This window comes from Nocardioides pacificus, assembly GCF_054775955.1.
Genome location: NZ_BAAHCI010000005.1, coordinates 1632493 through 1654530 on the forward strand (window position 1 = coordinate 1632493; position 22038 = coordinate 1654530).

At 72.1% G+C, this 22038-nt stretch carries 25 protein-coding genes and 1 riboswitch; of the genes, 13 read left to right on the top strand and 12 right to left on the bottom strand.

Translation table 11 applies throughout. The annotated features are described in order from the left end of the window. Positions 1 to 5: 5 nt before the first annotated feature. On the bottom strand, positions 6 to 677 hold the full coding sequence (locus ACYU7L_RS10465; RefSeq protein WP_460795923.1) for a spermidine synthase: 672 nt from the start codon (positions 675 to 677) through the stop codon (positions 6 to 8). A gap of 91 nt (positions 678 to 768) precedes the next feature. Between ACYU7L_RS10465 and ACYU7L_RS10470 the strand changes: the two genes are divergently transcribed. The 4 genes from ACYU7L_RS10470 (at position 769) to ACYU7L_RS10485 (ending at position 2881) form a co-directional block, all read left to right on the top strand. Then, positions 769 to 984 carry a hypothetical protein gene (locus tag ACYU7L_RS10470; protein WP_460795925.1) on the top strand — a complete coding sequence of 72 codons (216 nt, stop codon included), beginning with the start codon at positions 769 to 771 and terminating at the stop codon, positions 982 to 984. 90 nt (positions 985 to 1074) lie between these two features. Beyond that, complete coding sequence (locus ACYU7L_RS10475) at positions 1075 to 1860, top strand: hypothetical protein (protein ID WP_460795927.1); 786 nt, start codon at positions 1075 to 1077, stop codon at positions 1858 to 1860. Further along, positions 1857 to 2318, top strand: coding sequence for a phage holin family protein (locus ACYU7L_RS10480; RefSeq protein ID WP_460795930.1), 462 nt, complete (start codon positions 1857 to 1859; stop codon positions 2316 to 2318). Before ACYU7L_RS10475 ends, ACYU7L_RS10480 begins: the two co-directional genes overlap by 4 nt. Beyond that, complete coding sequence (locus tag ACYU7L_RS10485; RefSeq protein WP_460795933.1) at positions 2294 to 2881, top strand: DUF3618 domain-containing protein; 588 nt, start codon at positions 2294 to 2296, stop codon at positions 2879 to 2881. Before ACYU7L_RS10480 ends, ACYU7L_RS10485 begins: the two co-directional genes overlap by 25 nt. An 86-nt stretch (positions 2882 to 2967) precedes the next feature. Here ACYU7L_RS10485 and ACYU7L_RS10490 read toward each other — a convergent pair whose 3' ends face one another. Then, positions 2968 to 4671 carry a fumarate hydratase gene (locus ACYU7L_RS10490; protein ID WP_460795935.1) on the bottom strand — a complete coding sequence of 568 codons (1704 nt, stop codon included), beginning with the start codon at positions 4669 to 4671 and terminating at the stop codon, positions 2968 to 2970. Between the two features lie 191 nt (positions 4672 to 4862). Then, a riboswitch (TPP riboswitch) is annotated at positions 4863 to 4973 on the top strand. On the opposite strand from ACYU7L_RS10490, the gene thiE reads away from it, so the two are divergent. The 8 genes from thiE to ACYU7L_RS10530 all read left to right on the top strand — a co-directional run bounded on the left by thiE (position 4971) and on the right by ACYU7L_RS10530 (position 11364). After that, the gene (gene thiE / locus ACYU7L_RS10495) at positions 4971 to 5561 is read left to right on the top strand and encodes a thiamine phosphate synthase (RefSeq protein ID WP_460795939.1); all 591 of its coding nucleotides are present in this window, start codon (positions 4971 to 4973) and stop codon (positions 5559 to 5561) included. Its footprint overlaps the riboswitch before it by 3 nt. After that, a complete protein-coding gene (locus ACYU7L_RS10500) occupies positions 5561 to 6604 on the top strand; it encodes an FAD-dependent oxidoreductase (protein WP_460795941.1) in 1044 nt (347 codons plus the stop codon). Before thiE ends, ACYU7L_RS10500 begins: the two co-directional genes overlap by 1 nt. Continuing rightward, positions 6601 to 6795, top strand: a complete 195-nt coding sequence (thiS, locus tag ACYU7L_RS10505) for a sulfur carrier protein ThiS (RefSeq protein WP_460795945.1) — start codon at positions 6601 to 6603, stop codon at positions 6793 to 6795. Before ACYU7L_RS10500 ends, thiS begins: the two co-directional genes overlap by 4 nt. Continuing rightward, entirely contained in the window at positions 6792 to 7553 is a 762-nt protein-coding gene (locus ACYU7L_RS10510) for a thiazole synthase (RefSeq protein WP_460795949.1), read from the top strand. Before thiS ends, ACYU7L_RS10510 begins: the two co-directional genes overlap by 4 nt. Further along, complete coding sequence (locus ACYU7L_RS10515; RefSeq protein WP_460795953.1) at positions 7550 to 8179, top strand: thiamine phosphate synthase; 630 nt, start codon at positions 7550 to 7552, stop codon at positions 8177 to 8179. Before ACYU7L_RS10510 ends, ACYU7L_RS10515 begins: the two co-directional genes overlap by 4 nt. Then, a complete protein-coding gene (gene thiD / locus ACYU7L_RS10520) occupies positions 8176 to 9021 on the top strand; it encodes a bifunctional hydroxymethylpyrimidine kinase/phosphomethylpyrimidine kinase (RefSeq protein WP_460795955.1) in 846 nt (281 codons plus the stop codon). The genes ACYU7L_RS10515 and thiD overlap by 4 nt, the downstream gene beginning before the upstream one ends. Beyond that, positions 9018 to 10625 (top strand): phosphomethylpyrimidine synthase ThiC, encoded by a 1608-nt coding sequence (gene thiC / locus ACYU7L_RS10525; protein WP_460795956.1) that lies wholly within the window; start codon positions 9018 to 9020, stop codon positions 10623 to 10625. Before thiD ends, thiC begins: the two co-directional genes overlap by 4 nt. 46 nt (positions 10626 to 10671) lie before the next feature. Further along, positions 10672 to 11364: a DUF1707 SHOCT-like domain-containing protein gene (locus ACYU7L_RS10530; RefSeq protein WP_460795958.1), complete on the top strand. Its 693-nt coding sequence runs from the start codon at positions 10672 to 10674 to the stop codon at positions 11362 to 11364. Positions 11365 to 11471: 107 nt separating this feature from the next. Here ACYU7L_RS10530 and ACYU7L_RS10535 read toward each other — a convergent pair whose 3' ends face one another. From ACYU7L_RS10535 to ACYU7L_RS10555, 5 genes are all read right to left on the bottom strand, one after another. Further along, entirely contained in the window at positions 11472 to 12755 is a 1284-nt protein-coding gene (locus ACYU7L_RS10535) for an ABC transporter ATP-binding protein (RefSeq protein WP_460795960.1), read from the bottom strand. Positions 12756 to 12759: 4 nt separating this feature from the next. Next, positions 12760 to 13590, bottom strand: coding sequence for a carbohydrate ABC transporter permease (locus tag ACYU7L_RS10540; RefSeq protein WP_460795964.1), 831 nt, complete (start codon positions 13588 to 13590; stop codon positions 12760 to 12762). A 1-nt stretch (position 13591) separates the two neighbouring features. Continuing rightward, positions 13592 to 14542 (bottom strand): carbohydrate ABC transporter permease, encoded by a 951-nt coding sequence (locus ACYU7L_RS10545; RefSeq protein WP_460795969.1) that lies wholly within the window; start codon positions 14540 to 14542, stop codon positions 13592 to 13594. Further along, on the bottom strand, positions 14539 to 15894 hold the full coding sequence (locus tag ACYU7L_RS10550) for an extracellular solute-binding protein (protein ID WP_460795973.1): 1356 nt from the start codon (positions 15892 to 15894) through the stop codon (positions 14539 to 14541). Before ACYU7L_RS10550 ends, ACYU7L_RS10545 begins: the two co-directional genes overlap by 4 nt. 155 nt (positions 15895 to 16049) lie before the next feature. After that, the gene (locus ACYU7L_RS10555) at positions 16050 to 16976 is read right to left on the bottom strand and encodes an alpha/beta fold hydrolase (protein WP_460795978.1); all 927 of its coding nucleotides are present in this window, start codon (positions 16974 to 16976) and stop codon (positions 16050 to 16052) included. Between the two features lie 106 nt (positions 16977 to 17082). Between ACYU7L_RS10555 and ACYU7L_RS10560 the strand changes: the two genes are divergently transcribed. Next, positions 17083 to 17946, top strand: coding sequence for an alpha/beta hydrolase (locus ACYU7L_RS10560; protein WP_460795983.1), 864 nt, complete (start codon positions 17083 to 17085; stop codon positions 17944 to 17946). Here the strand turns inward: ACYU7L_RS10560 and glpX are convergent. From glpX to ACYU7L_RS10585, 5 genes are read right to left on the bottom strand one after another with little or no spacing between them, the layout of a single operon-like run. After that, on the bottom strand, positions 17911 to 18939 hold the full coding sequence (glpX, locus tag ACYU7L_RS10565) for a class II fructose-bisphosphatase (RefSeq protein WP_460795988.1): 1029 nt from the start codon (positions 18937 to 18939) through the stop codon (positions 17911 to 17913). The two genes, ACYU7L_RS10560 and glpX, sit on opposite strands and share 36 nt — an antisense overlap. Positions 18940 to 18949: 10 nt before the next feature. Further along, positions 18950 to 20008, bottom strand: coding sequence for an ABC transporter ATP-binding protein (locus tag ACYU7L_RS10570; RefSeq protein ID WP_460795991.1), 1059 nt, complete (start codon positions 20006 to 20008; stop codon positions 18950 to 18952). Continuing rightward, positions 20005 to 20808, bottom strand: coding sequence for an ABC transporter permease (locus tag ACYU7L_RS10575; RefSeq protein ID WP_460795993.1), 804 nt, complete (start codon positions 20806 to 20808; stop codon positions 20005 to 20007). The genes ACYU7L_RS10570 and ACYU7L_RS10575 overlap by 4 nt, the downstream gene beginning before the upstream one ends. 1 nt (position 20809) lies before the next feature. Next, positions 20810 to 21580 carry a molybdate ABC transporter substrate-binding protein gene (gene modA, locus ACYU7L_RS10580; protein ID WP_460795996.1) on the bottom strand — a complete coding sequence of 257 codons (771 nt, stop codon included), beginning with the start codon at positions 21578 to 21580 and terminating at the stop codon, positions 20810 to 20812. Then, entirely contained in the window at positions 21577 to 21972 is a 396-nt protein-coding gene (locus ACYU7L_RS10585; protein ID WP_460796000.1) for a TOBE domain-containing protein, read from the bottom strand. Before ACYU7L_RS10585 ends, modA begins: the two co-directional genes overlap by 4 nt. Between the last annotated feature and the right edge of the window lie 66 nt (positions 21973 to 22038).

Sequence of the window (22038 nt, forward strand, 5' to 3'; positions counted from 1 at the left end):
GGTCCTCACGCGCGAGCGACGTACAGCCAGTAGGTCTCCTCGCGGCCCTGGAGCTGCACGTCGTACCCGCGTGCCTCGGCGTTCCCGAACACCTTGTGCAGGGCCGCCTCCAGGTCGTCCGAGGGCGAGGCCGACCAGATGACGAGGGTCCCGCCGGGGCGCACCGCCCGGCGAGCCGCCGCCAGAAGCGGAGGCTCGTAGATGATCGCGTTGGTCTCGTGCACGAGGTAGTCGGGCCCATTGTCGACGTCGAGCAGCACCAGGTCGTACGCCGCGTCACCGGCCTCGACGAGGGCCAGGGCGACGTCGCCCACCACCAGCCTGATCCGCTCGTCGGCCAGCAGAGCGGGGCCATGGGGGATGGTCCCGTCGCGCATCCACTCGACCAGCGCCGGCTCGATCTCCACGACCGTGCACCGCTCCACCCGGTTGTCGGCGAGGACCTCGTGCATGGTGAAACCGAGCCCCAGGCCACCGACGAGCACCGTGGAGGCCTGCTCGGCGAGCTCGAGTGCCGCGGTGGCCAGGGCGCGTTCGCTCGTGGTCTCCACGGTGTCCATCACGAAGATCCCGTTGGCGCGCAGCTCCAGGACCGCCGGGGCGCCGGGGGCGCGGCGCTCGCGCAGCACCAGCTCCCCGCGTTCGGACTCGGCCCGGGCGATCTCGACGTGTTCCACGGGTCCATCTTGCTGCATGCGTCGACGAGGCCCGCATGACGTCGGCGGTCAGCGGGTACCAGCCGCCACGCCACCGACGGAGGGAGCAACCATGAGCTCGCAGGACGACAATTCCGGCAAGCAGGTCTCCGAGGTGTCCGCCCTTGGCGCGGTCGAGGACGCCGACGACCCGATCTACCCGGAGGATGCCACGGCCGGCTTCCCGACGGACCTCGAGTCGCAACGCCCCCAGGAGGGGACGGCGGGTCCGCAGGCGCACCCCGAGCACGGGCGTCCGCGCCCGGGCGACCAGTCCTCGACGGACTGACCTCAGCCGAACCTCAACGCGGCTCGACTCCTGCGCAGCCCCCCGTGCTGCGCAGGCGATGAGGCACGCCATCTCAGACATGGAGGAACGATGACGACCACCCCGAGCACCAAGGAACGAGCGCAGGACGCCGCGTCCACGGCGGCCGACGAAGGCAAGCACGTCGCCGGCGTCGCGAAGGACGAGGCGCAGAACGTCGCCGCCGAGGCGGTCAACCAGGCCCGCGGCCTCGTCGACCAGGCCCTCTCCCAGGTCGACGAGCAGTCGCGCACCCAGCGCGACCGCGCCGTCGGGATGCTGCAGAGCCTGAGCGACGACCTGGAGCAGATGGCCACGCAGGCCGGCAGCAGCGGTCTCGCCAACGACCTGGCCCGCGAGATCGCGCAGCGGGCGCGGGCGATCAGCGCTCGCCTGGACGGCCGTGAGCCCAACGAGATCCTTGACGACGTGCGCAGCTTCGCGCGGCGCCGCCCGGGCACCTTCCTGCTGGGCGCGCTCGCGGCCGGCGTGGTCGCCGGGCGCGTCGTACGCGGCGCCAAGGCGGCGCAGGACTCCGGACCCTCCGCCTCAGGGGTCACCCAGTCGGGCTCTGTCAGCGCCGTCGCCGCGACGCCCGGCGCTCCGCTGGCCGCCCCTGCCACCCACGGCTACCAGACGATGGAGCCCGCCGGGACCGACGTCGCCGGCGACCCGCTGAGCGGTGGCGGACCCATGGGTGAGCCCACCACGGGCGCTCCGGAGACCGGCACGTCGCTGTACGGCGGGCCGACACGCCCCGACACCACCGGTTCGACCGCGACCACGCCGTCGTACGGCCAGAGCGAGATCGCCGCGCCGCCCGCCGACGAGGGGCTGAGCGGGGGGACCCGGTCGTGAGCACACCGACGAACCCGGGTGGTCACGTCGAGGTGACGACCCCCGCCTATACCACCGAGTCGGAGCCTCGCGGCACCGGTGACAGCCGCAGTCTCGGCGAGATCGTCAGCGACGTCACCGACGACCTGACGACGCTCATCCGCCAGGAGATGGAGCTGGCGAAGACCGAGATGAAGGAGGAGTTCAGCAAGGCCGGCAAGGGTGCCGGTCTGCTCGGCGGGGCCGGTATCGCCGGCCACCTCCTGCTGATCTCCCTCACCCTGACCCTGATGTTCCTGCTCGACAACTGGATGCCTCTCGAGGTGGCGGCCCTCATCGTCACCGTGGTGTGGGGCATCGTCGCCGCGGTCCTCGCACTGACCGGCAAGAAGGCACTCCAGGAGAGCAACCCGCAGCTGCCGGAGACGCAGCAGAGCCTGAAGGAGGACGCGCAATGGGCACGAGCACAGAAGAGCTGAACCAGGACATCGCCGGGACCAGGGAGTCCCTGGCCGCCGACCTCGACGCGCTGCAGGACCGGGTCAGCCCGGCCGCCATCGTGGAGCGCCGCAAGGCCGCTGCGCGGGGCCGCGTCGCCTCGGTGAAGGGCCGGCTGATGGGCACCGCCCAGAGTGCGCGCAGCAGCGCCGGCTCCTCCGCCTCCGGCGCGAGCGACAACGTGCGCGGCACGGCCGAGAGCGTGAAGGGCTCTGCCCAGGACGCGATGGGCGCCGCGGAGGAGCAGTTCGAGGGCAGCCCGTTGGCAGCCGGCCTGGTCGCCTTCGGCGCCGGGATGCTGCTCTCCGCCCTGCTGCCCGCCAGTGACAAGGAGGCCCAGGCCGCCCAGCGGCTCGTCAAGCAGGCGCAGCCGCTGGTCGACGAGGCGAAGTCGGTGGGTGCCGAGGTGGGCGAGCAGCTCAAGGGCGTCGCGGCCGACGCGGCCCAGGAGGTCAAGGACACCGCCCAGGAGTCCGCCCAGCGCGTGCAGGAGGAGGGCGCCTCCTCCGCCGACAGCGTGAAGTCGGACGTGCAGGGCAGCTGAGCCGCACCGCCACACGACGACGGGTCGTGTGCCTGCCGCCGCGCCGAGGCGCGCTGTGGGGCACACGACCCGTCGTGCGTCAGGGCCTACTTCTCGGCTGAGCGCACCCGCAGCCCGGTGACCGGCACCGTGACGGTGCCGGAGGGGTCGGTGAAGAAGTCGTTGCCCTTGTCGTCCACGACGATGAACGCGGGGAAGTCCTCGACCTCGATCTTCCAGACCGCCTCCATGCCGAGCTCGGCGTACTCCAGCACCTCCTGGCTCTTGATGCAGTCCTGGGCCAGGCGGGCGGCCGGCCCGCCGATCGAGCCGAGGTAGAAGCCGCCGTGCGTGTGGCACGCCTCGGTGACGACCTTGGAGCGGTTGCCCTTGGCGAGCATCACCATCGAGCCGCCAGCAGCCTGGAACTGCTCGACGTAGGAGTCCATCCGCCCGGCCGTGGTCGGGCCGAACGAGCCCGACGCCATCCCCGCGGGGGTCTTGGCGGGTCCGGCGTAGTAGACCGGGTGGTCCTTGAGGTAGGCCGGCATCTCCTCGCCGGCATCGAGGCGCTCCTTGATCTTGGCGTGCGCGATGTCGCGCGCCACCACGAGCGGGCCGGTCAGTGACAGGCGGGTCTTGACCGGGTGCTTGCGCAGCTCGGCGAGGATCTCGCTCATCGGCTGGTTGAGGTTGATCGGGACCACCGCGCCGCCGGAGATGTCCTCGGCGACGCCCGCCTCGGGCATGTAGTGCGCGGGGTCGGTCTCGAGCTGCTCCAGGAAGACGCCCTCGGGCGTGATCTTTCCCAGCGCCTGGCGGTCGGCCGAGCAGGACACCGCGATCGCGACCGGGCAGGACGCGCCGTGGCGGGGGAGGCGGACCACGCGCACGTCGTGGCAGAAGTACTTCCCGCCGAACTGCGCGCCGATCCCGAACGACTGGGTGAGCTTGAAGACCTGCTCCTCCAGCTCGAGGTCGCGGAAGCCGTGCGCGTCCATCGAGCCCTCGGTGGGCAGGTTGTCGAGGTAGTGCGCGGAGGCGTACTTCGCGGTCTTCAGCGCGAACTCCGCCGACGTGCCGCCGATGACCACGGCGAGGTGGTACGGCGGGCAGGCCGCGGTGCCCAGGGAGCGGATCTTCTCGTCGAGGAAGCTCAACATCCGATCCGGGTTGAGGATCGCCTTGGTCTCCTGGAAGAGGAACGACTTGTTGGCCGAGCCGCCGCCCTTGGCCATGAACAGGAACTTGTACTCCGGCTTCCCGGACGTCTGCGGCGTCGAGTAGATCTCGATCTGGGCCGGCAGGTTGGTGCCCGTGTTCTTCTCGTCGTACGTCGTGAGCGGGGCGAGCTGCGAGTAGCGCAGGTTCAGCTTGGTGTAGGCGTCGTAGACGCCCTGGCTGATCGCCTCGCCGTCGTCGGCGTCGGTCAGCACGCCCTCGGACTTCTTGCCCATCACGATCGCGGTGCCGGTGTCCTGGCACATCGGCAGCACGCCGCCGGCGGAGATGTTGACGTTCTTGAGCAGGTCGAGCGCCACGAAGCGGTCGTTGCCCGACGACTCCGGGTCGTCGATGATCCGGCGCAGCTGCGCCAGGTGCGCCGGGCGCAGGTAGTGGGCGATGTCGTGCATCGCCTCGGAGGTGAGCCGTTGGATCGCCTCCGGCTCCACCTGCAGGAACGTCCGTCCGCCCACCTCGAAGGTGGAGACCCCGTCGGTGGTGACGAGCCGGTAGGGCGTCTCGTCCTGACCGAGGGGCAGGAGGTCGGAGTAGCGGAACTCGGGGCCGGAAGCGGCAGCAGTGCTCACGGATCGTCAGATTACTCCCGGTCGGGGGCTGCTCCCTCGCCGGGCTGGGGTGGGGCGCTGCAGGTTTCCCCGGTCGACCGGGGATCGCTGAACATGTCGGGCGAAACTTCGCCCGACAACATCAGGTTTCCCCGGTCGACCGGGGAAACCGACCGGCCTGTCGCGCCCGCCGGGGCTGCGCTATGGTCGGCGGCATCCACCACGGGTGCTCGCGGCAGCGGGCTGAGATGGGGCTATGGCCGCCCTGACCGTCGAACCTGAACCGGGTAATGCCGGCGAAGGAAGCGAGGAGCTCTCCTGTGTTGCCACGTGTCTTCTGTCTGGTCGCCCCCCACGACGATCTGTCCCTGCTGCCCGACCTGGCCGCCGCCGGCGTGGACGGGTTCCAGATCCGCGCCAAGGGGCTCCGCGACGCCGACCTGCTCACGCTCGTGCGTCTGGTCGTGCGCGCCGTGCGCCCAGCCGGCGCCCAGGTCGTGGTCAACGACCGCGTGGACGTGGCGCTCGCCGGGGAGGCCGACGGGGTACACCTGGGGGCCCTCGACCTGCCGGTGAGCGTGGTCCGCCGGATCGCCCCCGCACTGGTCGTCGGGGGGACCTGTCGCGACGCGTCCCAGGTGCACGAGGCACGGCTGGCCGGCGCCGACTACGCCGGGTTCGGGCCCGTCTTCGCGACCACCTCGAAGCAGGGCCTCCCCGCACCCCTGGGTCCCGACCGACTGGGCGCAGCCGCCGGGCAGCTGCCCCTGATCGGCATCGGCGGGGTCGACGCGGGCAACGCCGCCCAGGTGATGGCCGCGGGCGCCCACGGCGTGGCCGTGATCGGCGCTATCTGGCGACAACCCGACCCTCTCGCCGCAGCCAGGGACCTCGTCTCCGCCGTCGGCTGATGCGCGTCCAGGTCCTCGGGGCCGGGATCATCGGGCTGGCCTGCGCGGACGAGCTGGTGCGGCGCGGCCACCGGGTCACGGTCGTCGACCCTGCTCCCGGCCGGGGCGCGTCGCACGCCGCCGCCGGGATGCTCACCCCCGCCGCGGAGGCGTGGTGGGGCGAGGAGGGGGTGCTCGACGTCGGGCGGCGCGGCCTCGCGCTCTGGCCGGAGTACGCCGCACGGCTGGGCGTCGAGCTGACGCGCACCGGCACGCTGCTCGCCGGCTGCGACGCCGGCGACCTCCAGCAGGTCGATCGCCAGGGCGAGCTCCTCGCGCGGCACGGCATCGCCGTGCACCGGCTGGGGCGTCGTGAGGCCCGCCGCCTCGAGCCCGGGCTGGGGCCACGGGTGGGCGGGGGACTGCTGCTCCCCGAGGACCCCAGCGTGGACCCCCGGGCGGTCGTGGCCGCGCTGCTGGCGCGGGTGCCCGTGCAGACGGGGCCTCCCCACGAGGGCGCCGAGGTCACCGTCCTCGCGACCGGCTCGAGCCTGCCCGCGCCGTTCGCCCACCTCGTCCGGGGTGTCCGCGGGGAGATCGTCCGGGTGCGCAGCGACGACCCGCCGACGTGCACGGTGCGGGGCTGGGTGCACGGCGAGCCCGTCTACGCCGTACCGCGGCGCACCGGCGAGGTCGTCGTCGGCGCCACCTCCGAGGAGCACGACGCACCGCCGGTCCCCACGCTGGGCGGAGTCGCCCGGCTCCTCGAGGCGGCGCGGACGCTGCTGCCCGGTCTCGAGCGGGCCGAGCTGGTCGAGGCGATCGCCCGCGACCGGCCCGGCACCGCCGACAACCTGCCGCTCGTCGGTCCCTCGGACGTCGCGGGCGTCGTGCTGGCCGCCGGCCACTTCCGCCACGGCGTGCTGCTCGCGCCGCTCACCGCCCGCCTGGTCGCCGACCACCTCGAGACCGGGGCCGTCGAGCCGCTCACGGACCCGCGCCGCCCCGCGCTCGTCTCCGGCCACCTTCCTGCCTGTCCCTCCACCTCAGGGAGCCCTCGATGACCATCACCCTGAACGGCCTGCCCTTCGACCTGCCCGACGCCTGGTCGATCGCCGACATCCTGGCCGGGCGGGAGAGCCGCGGCCTGGCGGTCGCCGTCAACGATGCGGTCGTGCCCCGCGGGCAGCACGCCACGCACGTCCTCGTCGACGGCGACCGGGTCGAGATCGTGACGGCGGTGCAGGGCGGATGAGCCTCGTGATCGCGGGGGAGACGATGGGCTCCCGGCTCTTCCTCGGCACCGGCGGCCTGCCGAGTCCGGCGCTCCTCGAGCCGGTGCTCGAGGCCGCCCGTCCGGCCCTGGTGACGGTGTCGGTACGGCGCGTCTCGGGGACCGGCGAGAGCGGGCTGCTCGCCACCCTGCGGCGGGCCGGTGTGCGCGTGCTGCCCAACACCGCCGGCTGCCTGAGCGCCCGCGAGGCCGTGCTCACCGCGGAGCTGGCCCGCGAGGCGCTGGAGACCGACTGGGTCAAGCTCGAGGTGATCGGCGACGAGACCAGTCTCCTGCCCGACGCCGTCGAGCTGCTCGACGCGGCCGAGACGCTGGTGCGCGGCGGGTTCGTGGTGCTGCCCTACACGACGCCCGACCCGGTCCTGGCCCGCCGGCTCGCCGACGTGGGCTGCGCCGCGGTGATGCCGCTGGGCTCGCCGATCGGCTCCGGACTCGGGATCCTCGACCCGCACGCCCTGGAGTCGGTGGTCGCCGCGGTCGACGTGCCGGTGGTCCTCGACGCCGGTGTCGGCACGGCGAGCGACGCGACGCTCGCGATGGAGCTGGGCTGCTCGGCCGTGCTGGCCGCCTCCGCGGTTACCCGCGCCGAGGATCCCGTGCGGATGGCCGGTGCGCTGCGGCTGGCGGTCGAGGCGGGTCGGGCCGCTCGCGAGGCCGGTCGGATCCCGCGGCGCACGGTGGCGCGGGCCTCCAGCCCGATGCAGGGACGGGTCCGATGACGCCGCTCGCCGCGGCTCGGCTGGTGCTGCTCACCGACCGCTCCCGCCTCCACCTCGGCCGAGGGCTGCTGCGCACGGTGCGCGAGTGCGCCGACGCCGGGCTGACCCACGTGATCGTCCGCGAGCACGACCTCCCGGCGGGGGCCCGCGTCGCGCTGGTCGCGCAGCTGGCCGCGGTCGACGGGCTGAGCGTGCTCTCCTCGCGCATCGTCGACCCGTCCGCGGCCGGGCTGCACCTCGCCGCCGCCCAGAGCGTGCCCGCCGGCTGGGACGGCCGGTGGGGGAGGTCGTGCCACAGCGTCGAGGAGGTACGACGCGCCGCGGCGCAGGGGGCCGCGTGGGCCACGCTCTCGCCGTACGCCGCGACGGCGAGCAAGCCGGGCTACGGTCCCGCGCTCGACGCGTCGGCGTTCTCCGCGAGCCGATCGGCCGGCGTCCCCGTCTGGGCGCTGGGCGGGATCACGCCGGACAACGCCGGCGCCGCCCTGGCGGCCAGAGCGCACGGCGTGGCCGTGATGGGAGCCGTGATGGGCGCCGCCGACCCGGCCGCCGTGGTCCGGGCGCTGCTCGCCGCGACGACAGCCGAGGTCGGACACCGGACCGACGGGTGCGAGGTGGCGCGGTGAACCCCGACGTCCTGCTGACCGTCGCCGGCACCGACTCCGGTGGGGCCGCGGGCGTCGCGGCCGACCTCGCGACGTTCGCCGGTCTCGGCGCCCACGGCTGCTGCGTGGTCACCGCGGTCACCGCGCAGGACACCACCGGCGTGCACGCCGTTCACCCGGTGCCGCTCGAGGTCGTCTCCCGCCAGCTCGACGCGGTGCTGGGCGACCTGCCGGTCGCGGCGGTCAAGACCGGGATGCTCGGCGACGCCGAGGTGGTCCGGCTGGTGGCGCGCCGGCTGGGGGGAGGCCCGGACATGGGGGCGCGTCCCCTCGTGGTCGACCCCGTCCTGGTCGCGACCAGTGGAGCCGTGCTCGGCGACGCGGCCGTGGTCCGCGCCTACGTCGAGGACCTGCTCCCGGTCGCGGGGGTGGTGACGCCCAACGCCGACGAGGCGCGGTCGCTGCTCGGTGCGGCGCCGGACGCGTGTCCGCGCGACCTGGCGGCCGCGCTGGCCCGCCTCGGCCCCCACGTGGTGCTGACCGGCGGCCCGGCGCCCGGTGCCGCCCCCAGCACCTGCACCGACTGGGTCGCCTGCCCCGGCGAGGACCCGGTGGCGCTGACCCATCCGGCCGTCGCCACCGGCAACGACCATGGCACCGGCTGCACCTTCAGCGCCGCCCTCGCCGTCCACCTCGGCCGGGGGATGACGCTGCTCCCGGCCGCGCGCCGCGCCGCGGCGTACACCGCTCACCAGCTGCGGATCAGCCGCGGCTGGACGCTGGGTCGCGGCCGCGGCCCGGTCGCCCATGTCGGCGCCCACCTCGCCACCCATCCCGGCAGCCACCCCCAGGAGACCCGATGACCGTCCACCCCGCCCACTCCCGCGTGCTCGTGCCCGCCCCCGGATCGCGCCCGGACCTCGCCGTACCCGTCACGCGCGTCGCGCTGACCAACGGCGAGACCTTCGACCGCTACTGCACCTCCGGGCCCGGCTCCGATCCGGCGGTGGGGCTGCCTGCCCTGCGTGCCGCGTGGATCGAGGAGCGCGGCGACACCGAGGCGGGGCCGTCCGGTGCCCGCCGCGCCGCGGCCGGGCGCACCGTCACGCAGATGCACTACGCCCGTCAGGGGATCGTCACGCCCGAGATGGAGTACGCCGCGGCGCGCGAGGGCTGCGACGTCGAGCTGGTGCGCAGCGAGGTCGCGGCGGGCCGCGCGATCATCCCGGCCTGCGTCAACCACCCCGAGTCGGAGCCGATGGTGATCGGGCGACGCTTCCTGGTGAAGATCAACGCCAACATCGGCAACTCCGCGGTCACCAGCAGCATCGCCGAGGAGGTCGACAAGCTCACCTGGGCGGTGACGTGGGGCGCCGACACCGTGATGGACCTCAGCACCGGCGACGACATCCACGCCACCCGCGAGGGCATCCTGCGCAACTCACCCGTCCCGATCGGGACGGTGCCGATCTACCAGGCGCTGGAGAAGGTGGACGGCGTCGCCGAGCGCCTCAGCTGGGAGGTCTTCCGCGAGACGGTGATCGAGCAGTGCGAGCAGGGCGTCGACTACATGACGATCCACGCCGGCGTGCTGCTGCGCCACGTCCCGCTGACCGTCGAGCGGGTCACCGGCATCGTCTCGCGCGGCGGCGCGATCATGGCCGGCTGGTGCCTGGCCCACCACGAGGAGAACTTCCTCTACACGCGTTTCGACGAGCTCTGCGCGTTGCTCGCGTCGTACGACGTGAGCGTCAGCCTGGGCGACGGCCTGCGGCCCGGGTCGCTCGCCGACGCCAACGACGAGGCCCAGCTCGCCGAGCTGCGCACGCTCGCCGACCTCACCGAGCGCGCCTGGGCCCACGACGTCCAGGTGATGGTCGAGGGTCCCGGCCACGTGCCGCTGCACCTGGTGGAGGAGAACGTCCGGCTCCAGCAGGACTGGTGCCACGGCGCGCCGTTCTACACCCTCGGCCCGCTGGCCACCGACGTCGCGCCGGGCTACGACCACATCACGTCCGCGATCGGGGCCGCGGCGATCGCCATGCACGGCACCGCGATGCTCTGCTACGTCACGCCCAAGGAGCACCTCGGCCTGCCGAATCGCGACGACGTGAAGACCGGCGTGATCACCTACAAGCTCGCCGCGCATGCCGCGGACGTCGCCAAGGGACACCCGCGGGCGCGGGAGTGGGACGACGCGCTGAGCCGGGCCCGCTTCGAGTTCCGTTGGCACGACCAGTTCGTGCTGGCGCTCGACCCGCAGACGGCCGAGGAGTTCCACGACGAGACGCTGCCGGCGCCGGCGGCCAAGACTGCGCACTTCTGCTCGATGTGCGGGCCGAAGTTCTGCTCCATGAGGATCAGCCACGACGTGCGCGAGCAGTTCCGGGCCCGCGAGGAGATGGACCGCAAGTCGGCCGAGTTCGTCGAGCTGGGCGGCACCGTCTATGTCGAGGCCGCGCAGTAGCCCCAGGTGGAGGCCACGCGCTGCCCCGGGTCGATAGGCTGGCGGCATGGAGGGACCAGGGCCGTGGGCCAACGATCCGGCGCAGCTGAGGATCTCGGATGCCGACCGGCACCAGGTGGCCGAGTTCCTGCGTGAGGCCGCGGGGGAGGGACGCCTCGATCTCGACGAGCTGGACGAGCGGCTCGGGGCGACGTACGGCGCGAAGGTCTACGCCGACCTCGTCCCGATCGTCGCCGACCTGCCCGGCCAGCTGCCGGCCCCCGTCCAGCAGGGCGGCGTGCCGGTCGTCGGCCAGGCGCCCGGTCCCCTGATGCCCGGTCCGGTGGTGCCCGGCCCCGCCGGCGGCTTCCTCCCGCGCCACGACGCCAGCCTGGCGATCCTGAGCGGCCAGGATCGCAAGGGCCCCTGGGAGATCGGCCCGACCCACAACGCGTTCACGCTGATGGGCGGGATCACCCTCGACCTGCGGCAGGCGCGCTTCTCCAGCATGGAGATCGTGATCAACGCCAACGCGGTGATGGGCGGCATCGACGTCGTCGTCAACCAGTGGACCCGCGTCTCGATCGAGGGCCACGGCATCATGGGCGGCTTCGAGATGGCGCGCGACAAGGTCGCCCCCGAGATCGGTCCCGGGTCCCCGCTGGTGCGCGTCCGCGGCATCGCCCTGATGGCCGGCGTGACGGTGACGCGCAAGCGGATGCCCGGCGAGCCCCGGCCCAAGCGCCTGCGCAAGTCCTGAAACAGCCCAGTCGGCGCAAGTTCACCGCCGAGTCGGCGTGAATTCACGCCGACTGGCCTGTGAAAGTGCGCCGACTGGGCTGTGAAGATGCGCCGACTCGGCTGGGGTCAGGAGGCGGGGTCCTCCTGGGCCGTCTGCTCGGCGGCGATCTTCTGCTCGCGCTCGTGCTGCTGGGCGATGTTCTCCCGCGCGTTGCCGTCCGCGTCGTACGACGGGACGTGACCGGCGTGGGCGAGATCGATGGTGAGGTTCTCGCCGGTCTCGGGATCGAACAGGTGCATCTTGGAGGAGTCGACCCAGATCTCGGCGTCGTCGCCCTCCGCGATCGTGCTGGACCCGTCGAGCGAGACCACCATCTGGGTGCGCAGGGACTCACCGTCGAGGTCGCGCTCGAGCTGCTCGAGCTGGGACTGCACCTCCGGCGGTGCCTCGAACGGCACGTAGGCGTAGGCCTCGTTGCCGAGCCACTCGACGACCTCGACCTTGGCGCGGAACGTCGAGCCGCGCGTCTTCTCGGGATCGACGACCGAGGCGTCGTTGAAGTGCTCGGGGCGGATGCCGGCGATGAGCAGCCCGCGGCCCTTCACACGCTCGGCCTTGTCGGCCGGGATCTCCACCTTGCCGAACGGCAGCTCGACGGTGGTGCCGTCGACCGTGGCCGGCAGGAAGTTCATCGGCGGGGAGCCGATGAAGCCGGCCACGAACAGGTTGCCCGGGTTGTTGTAGAGCTCGCGCGGTGACGCGAGCTGCTGGAGCAGCCCTCGCTTGAGGACGGCGACGCGGTCGCCCAACGTCATCGCCTCGGTCTGATCGTGGGTGACGTAGACCGTGGTGATGCCGAGCTTCTTCTGCAGCCGGGAGATCTCGGTGCGCATCTGGCCACGCAGCTTGGCGTCGAGGTTGGAGAGCGGCTCGTCGAAGAGGAACGCGTCCGCGTCGCGCACGATCGCGCGGCCCATCGCCACCCGCTGACGCTGACCACCCGACAGGTTGCCGGGCTTGCGGTCGAGGTGCTCGTCGAGCTCGAGGGTCTTGGAGGCCTCGCGCACCTTCGCGTCGACCGTGGCGTTGTCGGCCTTGGCCAGCCGCAACGGGAACGCGATGTTCTCGTAGACGGTCAGGTGGGGATACAGCGCGTAGTTCTGGAACACCATCGACAGGTTCCGCTCGCGCGGGGCCAGGTCGTTGACCCGGCGCTCGCCGATCATCATGTCGCCGGAGGTGATGTCCTCCAGACCCACGATCATCCGCAGCAGGGTCGACTTGCCGCAGCCGGAGGGCCCGACCAGGATCACGAACTCCCCGTCCGCGATGTCGATGGAGACGTCGTTGACCGCCGGGAAGCCGTCGCCGTACTTCTTCACGATGTTCTTGAGCTGGATGGCAGCCACGGATTCACCCCTTCACCGCGCCGGACGTCAGCCCGGCCACGATCTTGCGCTGGAAAATCAGGACGATGAGCACGATCGGGATCGTCGCGATGACGGCTCCCGCGGCCAGCAACGACGCCGGCCGGTTGAACGGATCGTTGCCGACGAAGAACGAGAGCGCCGCCGGGATCGGCCGTGCGGTCTCGGTCGAGGTCAGCGAGATCCCGAAGACGAAGTCGTTCCAGGCGAAGAAGAACGTCAGGATCGCCGCGGTGAACACGCCCGGTGCTGCGAGCGGCACGATCACCTTCCGGAAGGCCTGCCACGACGTGGCGCCGTCGACCTGGGCGGCCTGCTCCATCTCCCAGGGGATCTCCCGGAAGAAGGCGGACAGGGTCCAGATCGCCAGCGGCAGCGTGAAGGACATGTAGGGGATGATCAGGCCGGGCCAGGTGTCGTAGAGGCCGAGCGTGCGCCACATGTCGAACAGCGGTCCGACCAGCGACACCACCGGGAACATCGCGATGACCAGGGCCATCGTGAGCACGAACTTCTTGCCCTTGAACTCCAGGCGGGCGATGGCGTACGCCGCCAGCGTCGCGATGATCACCGACAGCAGCGTCGCGATCAGCGAGATCCCGATGGAGTTGAAGATCGCCCGGCGGAACTGCTCATTGTCCCACACGTCGATGTAGTTCTGCCAACCGGCGCTGGTTCCCTCCTGGGGGAAGAAGCCGGGGTTGCCGTTGGTGATGGAGTCCTGGGACTTGAACGACAGCGAGATGATCCAGGCGACCGGCAGCAGGCACCAGGCGAGGATCAGCAGGCAGCCGAGAGTGATTCCGACCTTCTTCATGTCACGACTCCTGCCTGGCCTGTGCCAGATCGACCTTGAACAGCTTGACGATCACCCACGCGATGAGGATCACGGAGAGGAACAGCAGCACCGAGAGCGCCGAGCCGATGCCGAGCTGGAACTGCTCGATCGTCTGGCGATAGGTGAGGAACGAGATGGACTCGGTGTTCACCGCGCCTGCGGTCATCACGAAGATGTTGTCGAAGATGCGGTAGGCGTCGAGGGCTCGGAAGAGGACCGCCACCATGATCGCGGCCCGCATGTTGGGCAGGACCACCTTCCACATCCGCTGCCACCAGGTGGCGCCGTCGACCTGCGCCGCCTCCACCATGTCCTCCGACACCTGCGCCAGCCCGGCCAGCAGCAGCAGCGACATGAACGGCGTGGTCTTCCAGATCTCCGAGACCATGATCGCGATCACCGCGGGCGTGGTCTCGCCGAACCAGTTGAAGTTGTCCTCGATGAAGGGCAGCCAGGCGTTCACGAACCCGTTGTTGTTGCTGAACGCGAACTGCCAGGCGAAGCCGGAGACCACCGTGATGATGCCGTAGGGGATCAGGATCGAGGTGCGGATGACGCCCCGGGCGAAGATCACCCGGTGCATGACCAGTGCGAAGACGAACCCGATCACGAGCTCGACGGCCACTGTCACCAGCATGTAGAGCACGGTGACGCCGGTCGTCTGCCAGAAGAGCGGGTCGGTCAGCGCGGTGACGTAGTTGGACAGCCCGACGAACTCGCGGTCGTCGGGCGCAGTCAGCGAGTAGTTGAACAGCGACAGGTAGAGCGCTCGCAGCATCGGGAAGGCCGTGACCAGGAGCATCACGGCGATCGCCGGCGCGACGAGCTTCTGACCGAGGCTGTTCTCGGCCTTGGAGCGGTCGCTGGTGTCAGGACGGCTCTTGGGGGTCTTCTTGGTGGCCGCCGGGTTGGCGATCGTCGTCTCGGTCACAGGAGCGCCTTTCCTTGCAGGACGTCCTCGAGGAACTTCGCCGACTCCTCAGGGGTCGACTCGGGGTCGACGTCGGCGGGGGAGTGCCAGCGGCTCTGGATGGCGCTGGAGATCATCGCGTAGAAGGCGCTCTTGGGCCGGGGGCCACCGGTGTCCACGCTCTCCTGGAACAGCTTCAGGAGGTCGGGCGGGTAGGCCTCCGCGAGCTCGGGTGCGGCGTACGCCGAGGCGCGGGCGGGCATCAGGCCGTTGTTGACGGCGAGCTGCACCTGGGCCTCGGTGCTCGTGACGCAGACCGCCGCCTCGCGGGCGAAGTCCGGGTGCTTGGTGAAGGCGCCCACGCCGATGTCGATGCCCCCGATCGGGGGCTTGGACTCCTCACCCTCCACGGTGGCGGGGTAGCGGGCCCAGCCGAGGTCCTTGAACTGCTCCTCGGTGATGCCGTTGGTGTCACTGGGCTCGTAGTTCTTGAAGACGAACGTCCAGTTGACCATGAACTCGCCGGGGCCCTCCTCGGGGAACATCAGTCCGAGGGCGGTGCCCTCGTTGGAGACGGTGAAGTCGTCCTGCCGTGCTTCGGAGTCGGCGAGCTTCTCGATGATCCCGGCGGCGAGCTTGCCCGCCTCGGAGTCGATCTCGATCGTCGCGTCCTTGCCGGCCTCGGTGTCGGTGACGATCGCGCCACCCGCGCCCTGGATCATCGCGCTGATCCACACGACGTAGCCCTCGTACTTGTTGGCCTGGACGCCGACGGTGCCGCCGTTCTGGTCCGCGGCCTCGATGATCTGGTCCCAGGTGACCGGCTGGCTCATGTCCAGACCGGCGGCCTCAGCGAGTGACTTGCGATACCAGAGCACCTGGGTGTTGGCCCACTGCGGAGCCGCGTAGACCTTGTCCTCCCACTGCACGGTCTCGGCGGCGCCCTTGAGGACGTCGTCCTCGATGAGCTTCTCGCCCTGCTCGCCCTCGAACTCCAGCAGCCAGCCGGCGTTGGCGAACTCCGGCACGAAGACCGGGTCGAGGCTCATCAGGTCGGTGGCGTCGTCGTCGGCGGCGAGCCGGCGCGCCAGCTGGGTGCGCTGGTCGGTGGCGCTCGAGGGCAGCAGCTGCACCTCGATGTCGTAGTCGTCGGTGCTGCACTCCTCGGCGAGCGTGGTCAGTGTGTCCACCCCGTCGGGGTTGACGTACCAGTTCAGCGTCGGCTTGCCGTCGTCGCCGGAGGCGATGCCGCAGGCGGTGAGCAGGCTGCTGGTCAGCACCACCACACCGGCGAGCGCCAGCCCGGACCGGCTCCGTGGGGTCTTCCTCCGGTTGCGGCCCTCCGACCGCCCGGAGGGTTGGGGCTTCGTCATGGAGCTCCTTCCCTTCCCGTCGCAGGCGCGGGTGGCCCACGTCACACGTCTAGTCCGCTCTGGGCAGTATGTCCACCCTGTTGAGCGCTAATCCCCGAAATGCAAGGGACTTGTGAGACGGGAGGGAAAGGAGCGATCCGGCCGGGGGAGCCGGATCAGGCCCGGTCGGCCGTGCGTCGGATGACGTCGACGAAGGTGTCGAAGAGCCCCTGGGGCAGGTCGTGGCCCATCCCCTCGATCGTGACGAGCTCGGCGCCGGGGATGGCCGCCGCCGTCGCGCGGCCGCCCGAGACGTGCACCATCTTGTCGGCGAGGCCGTGGATGACCGCGGCGGGGATCCGCAGACTGCGCAGGGGCTGGGAGCGGCTGGGCTGGGTCAGGATCGCGAGCATCTGACGCAGCACACCGGCCTGGCTGACCCCACGGTCGTAGGTCTCCTCGCCGCGGCGGCGCAGCTCGGCGTCGTCCTCGGGATAGCCGGGCGAGCCGATCAGCTTCGACATCGCGATCGTGCCCTCGGCGTAGGCCTCCCGGCCCGGCTTGCGGGGCGCGATCATGATCGGCAGCAGGCGCGGGTGCTGCCACCCGACGGTGCGCTTGCCGGTCGTCGACATGATCGAGGTCAGCGAGCGCAGCCGGCCCGGGTGCTCGATCGCCATCGTCTGCACGATCATCCCGCCCATCGACACCCCGGCCACGTGGGCCGAGGTGATGCCGAGGTGATCGAGCAGGCCGATGCCGTCGCGCGCCAGGTCGCTGAGCGAGTACGGCGGGCGCACGGGCCGGCCGAGGAACGCCTGGAGGATCTGCGCGCGAGTGACCCGCTGGGGCAGCTTCGTGGACCGGCCGGCGTCGCGGTTGTCGTAGCGGATCACGAAGAAACCGGCATCCGCCAGTCGCACGCACAGCTCGCGGGGCCACCACGTCATCGGCCCGCCCAGCCCCATCACCAGCAGCAGCGGCTCGTCCGCCGGGTCCCCGAACGTCTGGTAGCACAGCTCCACGTCCGGGCTCACCGGCGCGAAGAGCTCGTTGGAGACCGGCTGATCAGAGGGGAGACCGGGGGTCGGGGAGGCGCTCATCCCTGTAGTCAACAGGCAAAAGCGGCGAAACCGAACCCCGGTCCGTGAAAAATACCGGCGTCCACCTACAGACATCCGGCCCGGTGCGGGCTTACCGTCGGTCGCTATGGGCTCACCCTTGGCGCCGTTCCTCACCCCGCACGGCTTCGCGCCGCCCCACGTGGCGGCCGTGCTGCGCGAGGGGAGCCTGCTGCCGGAGGCGGCCCGCTACTTCGTCCGGCACGTGGGCGACGGCCGCGCCCGCCGCGCCACGTCGTACGTCGACCGGGTCCCGCTGCGCGGCGGCGAGCCGGTGGTGCTGGTGCCCGGCTTCCTGGCCGGCGACGCCTCGCTCTCGATGATGGCGCGGGCGCTGCGCCACCAGGGCTACCGCACCTATCGCTCCCACATCCGGGCCAACATCGGCTGCACCCTCGACGCCGCCGCCCAGCTCGAGCGCCGTCTCGACCAGGTCGCCCAGCGCCGGGAGAGCAAGGTCCAGATCGTCGGGCACAGCCTGGGCGGGATGCTGGCTCGCGGCCTCGCCCACCGGCGTCCCGACCTGGTCTCCGGCGTCGTGACGATGGGGAGCCCCACGCTGGCACCGGGCGCGCACCACATCAGCCTCAGCGCGAGCGTCGACCTGCTGGTCCGGCTGAGTCGCGCGGGGGTCCGGGGGGTGATGGCCGCCGAGTGCGTCGCCGGAGCCTGCGCCCGGCAGAGCTTCGAGGAGGCGCAGGGACTCCTCGCGCCGCACGTCGGCCTGACCGCGATCTATTCCAAGCGCGACGGCATCGTCGACTGGCGCGCCTGCGTCGACCCGCTGGCCCACGCCGTGGAGGTCACGGCCTCCCACATCGGGATGGCCGTCGACCCGCGGGTGCGCGACGCCGTCGTGGAGGCGCTGGGGCGGCACGCGGCGCATGCCGCCCGGGTGACCCCGACGGTCTCGGGATCAGTGGTCGAAGTCGATGGCCGAGTAGGCGCGTAGCTTCTCGAGGCTGTGCTCGGAGGTGATCCGGCGGATCGTGCCGCTGCGCGAGCGCATCACCAGTGAGTCGGTGGTGGCCCCACCGCCGCGGTAGCGCACGCCCTGCATCAGCTCGCCGTCGGTGATGCCGGTGGCGACGAAGAAGCAGTCGTCGCCGGTGACCAGGTCGTCGGTCGAGAGCACGAAGTCGGGGTCGAGGTTGTGCCCGGCGTCGAGGGCGCGCTGGCGCTCCGCGTCGTCCTGGGGCCACAGCCGCGCCTGGATGACGCCGCCCGTGCACTTCATCGCACACGCGGCGATGATGCCCTCGGGAGTGCCGCCGATGCCGAGCAGCAGGTCGATGCCGGTGCCGGGCCGGGCCGCCATGATCGCCCCGGCGACGTCGCCGTCGGAGATGAACTTGATCCGGGCGCCCGCCTCGCGGATCTCCTGGGCCAGCTTCTCGTGGCGCGGACGGTCGAGCAGCACGACCGTGACGTCCTCGGGGCTGGAGCCCTTGGCCTTGGCGACCAGGCGGATGTTCTCCGCGACCGGCAGCCGGATGTCGACGACGTCGGCCGCCTCGGCTCCGGCGACCAGCTTCTCCATGTAGAAGACCGCCGAGGGGTCGTACATCGTGCCGCGCGGCGCGACGGCCAGGACCGCCACGGCGTTGCTCATGCCCTTGGCGGTCAGCGTGGTCCCGTCGATCGGGTCGACGGCGACGTCGCACTCGGGGCCGGTGCCGTCACCGACCTCCTCGCCGTTGTAGAGCATCGGCGCGTTGTCCTTCTCGCCCTCGCCGATGACCACGGTGCCCTTCATGCCGATCGTCGAGATCATCACGCGCATGGCGTTGACCGCGACGTTGTCGGCGCCGTTCTTGTCGCCGCGCCCCACCCAGCGGCCGGCCGCCATCGCGGCTGCCTCCGTCACGCGCACGAGCTCGAGCGCGAGGTTGCGGTCGGGCATCTGGTCGGTCACGGACAGCTCGGGAGGCACGCTCTCAGACATGGGCGGCACCCTACCGGCTCGGCCGGGACACGCCGAGCGTCTCGGCTGCGGTGGGCAGGTCGGCGGCGTAGCGCCGTACCGACGTGGCCTTGACGCTCAGCCACACCTCCCGCCCGGGGACCAGGCCGAGCTCGGTCGCGGCGCCCGGGGTGACGTCGGCGAGCAGGTCCCGCTCGGCGGCCACGAGGACCCGGACGGCGGCCCCGTGCGGGACGACGCTGCTGACGGTCCCGTGCCAGCGGTGCCTGGCCGAGCCCTCCGGCTCAGCCAGGGAGACCGTCACGTCGTGCGGGCCGAAGGCGAGGAACGCGTCGCCGTCACGCAGCACGTTGAGCCCCACCAGGCGGGCGACGTGCTCGGTGCGCGGTCGCGCCGCGACCTCCTCCGGGGAGCCGACCTGTGCCACGCGTCCCTCGTCGAGGACCAGCACCCGATCGGCCAGCGTCAGCGCGTCGAGGGCGTCGTGGGTGACCAGCAGCGCGATCCCGTCGTACGCCGCGAGGTGGCGGGCCAGCTCGATGCGCAGCGCGGTCGCCACCCCGACATCGAGGCCGGCGAACGGCTCGTCGAGCAGCAGCAGCGCCGGACGGGTGGCCAGCGCCCGGGCGATCGCCACCCGTTGGGCCTGGCCTCCGGAGAGCTCGCCGGGGCGCCGCCGGGAGAGCTCGCCGACGCCGAGCCGGTCGAGCCAGGCCTGGGCGTCCTGGCGGGCGGCGCCCCGCGGTGTGCCGCGGCTGCGCAGCCCGAACGCGACGTTCTCGAGCGCACTGAGGTGAGGGAAGAGGGACTGGTCCTGGAAGACCAGCCCGACTCCGCGCAGCCGGGCCGGCAGCGCTGGGGTCGACCAGGACTCGCCGCCCACGGTGAGGTCGCCGTCGTGGGGGAGCAGACCGGCGAGCGCCTGGAGGAGCGTGCTCTTGCCGGCGCCGTTGGGGCCGATCACCGCGATCACGTCGCCGGGGGCGGCGTCGATCGCGGCGTCGAGGCGGCCGGGGACCGCGATCCGGGCGTGCAGGTCCGCGTCCCGTCCCAGCGGTCCCGACCCGGGCGCGCTCCTGGGCGCGCTCACGGGCGCACCAGCCACTGGTTGCGCAGCGCGGCGAGGATCGCGACCGAGACCAGCAGCAGGATCATGCTGAGTGTCCTGGCCACCTCGGGGTCGCGCTGGAGCTCGGTGTAGATCAGCGACGGCATCGTCTGCGTGGTGCGGGGGTAGTTGCCAGCGAACGTGATCGTCGCGCCGAACTCGCCCAGCGACCGGGCCCAGGCCAGGACGGTGCCGGCGATGATCCCGGGCAGCGCGAGCGGCAGCGTGATCCGGCGGAACGTCGTCCACCGGGTGGCGCCCAGCGTCGCGGCCACCGCGTCGTACCCCCCGCCGGAGGCGCGCAGCGCGCCCTCGACCGCGAGCACGTAGAAGGGCAGGGCCACGAAGGTGTGCGCGAGGATCACCGCCGCCGTCGTGTAGGGGACGCTCTGCCCGGTCAGCTCGCGCAGCAGCGACCCCAGCGGGCCGTTGCGTCCCAGTGCCGTGATCAACGCGACGCCCGCGACCACCGGGGGCAGCACCAGCGGCACCGTCACCGCCGCGCGCAGCAGGGAGCGGCCCGGGAAGTCGACGCGGGCCAGCAGCCAGGCGAGAGGCGTGCCGAGCACGAGGCAGGCCACGACCGTCGCGCCCGAGGTGAGCCCGGTCAGCCAGAGCGCGTCGAGCACGGCCGGGGTGCGCAGCTGGTCGACGAACGACCCCCACGGGGTGTCGAGCACGAGCGTGACGAGCGGGATCACGAGGAAGAGGGCGGCCAGCGCGGCGGGTACGACGAGCACCGCGGGCGGGCGTCCCAGCAGTGGGCCGGAGGAGCGAGCCACGTCAGGCCCCGGGCTCGGCGAAGCCGGCCGCCTCGAGCACGGCGCGTCCCTCGGCGGAGAGCACCAGGTCCACGAACTCCCGGGCCAGGTCCGGCTCGGCCGCCTGGTCGAGGACGCCGATGGGGTACGTCGTGGCGTGGGCGTCCGCGTCCGGCACGTCGATCACGCGCACCCGGTCGCCGGCGGCGACGGCGTCGGTGGCGAAGACGAGGCCGGCGTCCGCCTCTCCGGAGAGCAGCCGGGCCAGCACCGCCTTGACGTCGACCTCGAGGCTGGCCGGCTCGTGGGTGATGCCGCCCTCCTCGAGGACCGCGGCAGCGGCGGCTCCGCAGGGCGCGGTCTCCGCGCACACGACGTAGGTCACCTCGCCGTCCAGGTCCGCGAAGTCGGCGATGCCGGCCGGGTTGTCCGCGGGTGTGGCGAGCACGAGCGTGTTGCTGGCGAACGGCGTCGCGGCGTCGGCCAGCGCCCCTGCGTCCTCGGCGTCGGCCATCGTGGCGAGATCGGCGGTGGCCAGCACGTCGGCCGGGGCGCCCTCGGCGGCCTGGGCGGCCAGCGTCGCCGAGGAGTCGAGGGCCAGGTCGACCTGGACCCCGGGGTGGGCGTCCTCGAAGTCGGCTGCGAGCACGGTGAAGGTCTCGGTCAGCGACGCTGCGGCCAGCACCGTCAGTCGCTCTCCCGGCTCGTCGGCCCCTCCGGAGCACGCTGCGAGGGGGAGCGCGGCAAGCGTCGCTGCCAGGGCCGCCGCCGGCCGTCGGCGGGGCCGTCTCACGGTCGCTCCACGATGACGTTGGTGGACTTGACCGAGGCGATCGCTCGCGCGCCGGGCTCGAGGCCGAGCTCCTCGGCGGCCTCGCTGCTCATCAGCGAGACCAGGCGGTAGGGGCCGCAGATCAGCTCGACCTGCGCCATCACGAGGTCCTTCTTGACCCGGGTGACGATGCCGGGCAGCCGGTTGCGGGCGCTCACCGCCGAGGCGCGGGTCTGCTCCCGGTCGGGGTGGTCGGCGAGCGACTCGGCGAGCACGGCGAGGTCGGTGCCGCGGATGACGCTGCGCCCCGCGTCGACCTCGGCCGGCAGCCGACCGCCCTCGACCCAGCGCCGTACCGTGTCGTCGCTGACGCCGAGCACCTCGGCTGCCTCCGCGATTCGATAGGTGGTCACAGTGAGAGTGTGCCGCATCTGCGGTGAATGGGGCACGGAGTCGCCGCATCTGCGCCTGACGATCTC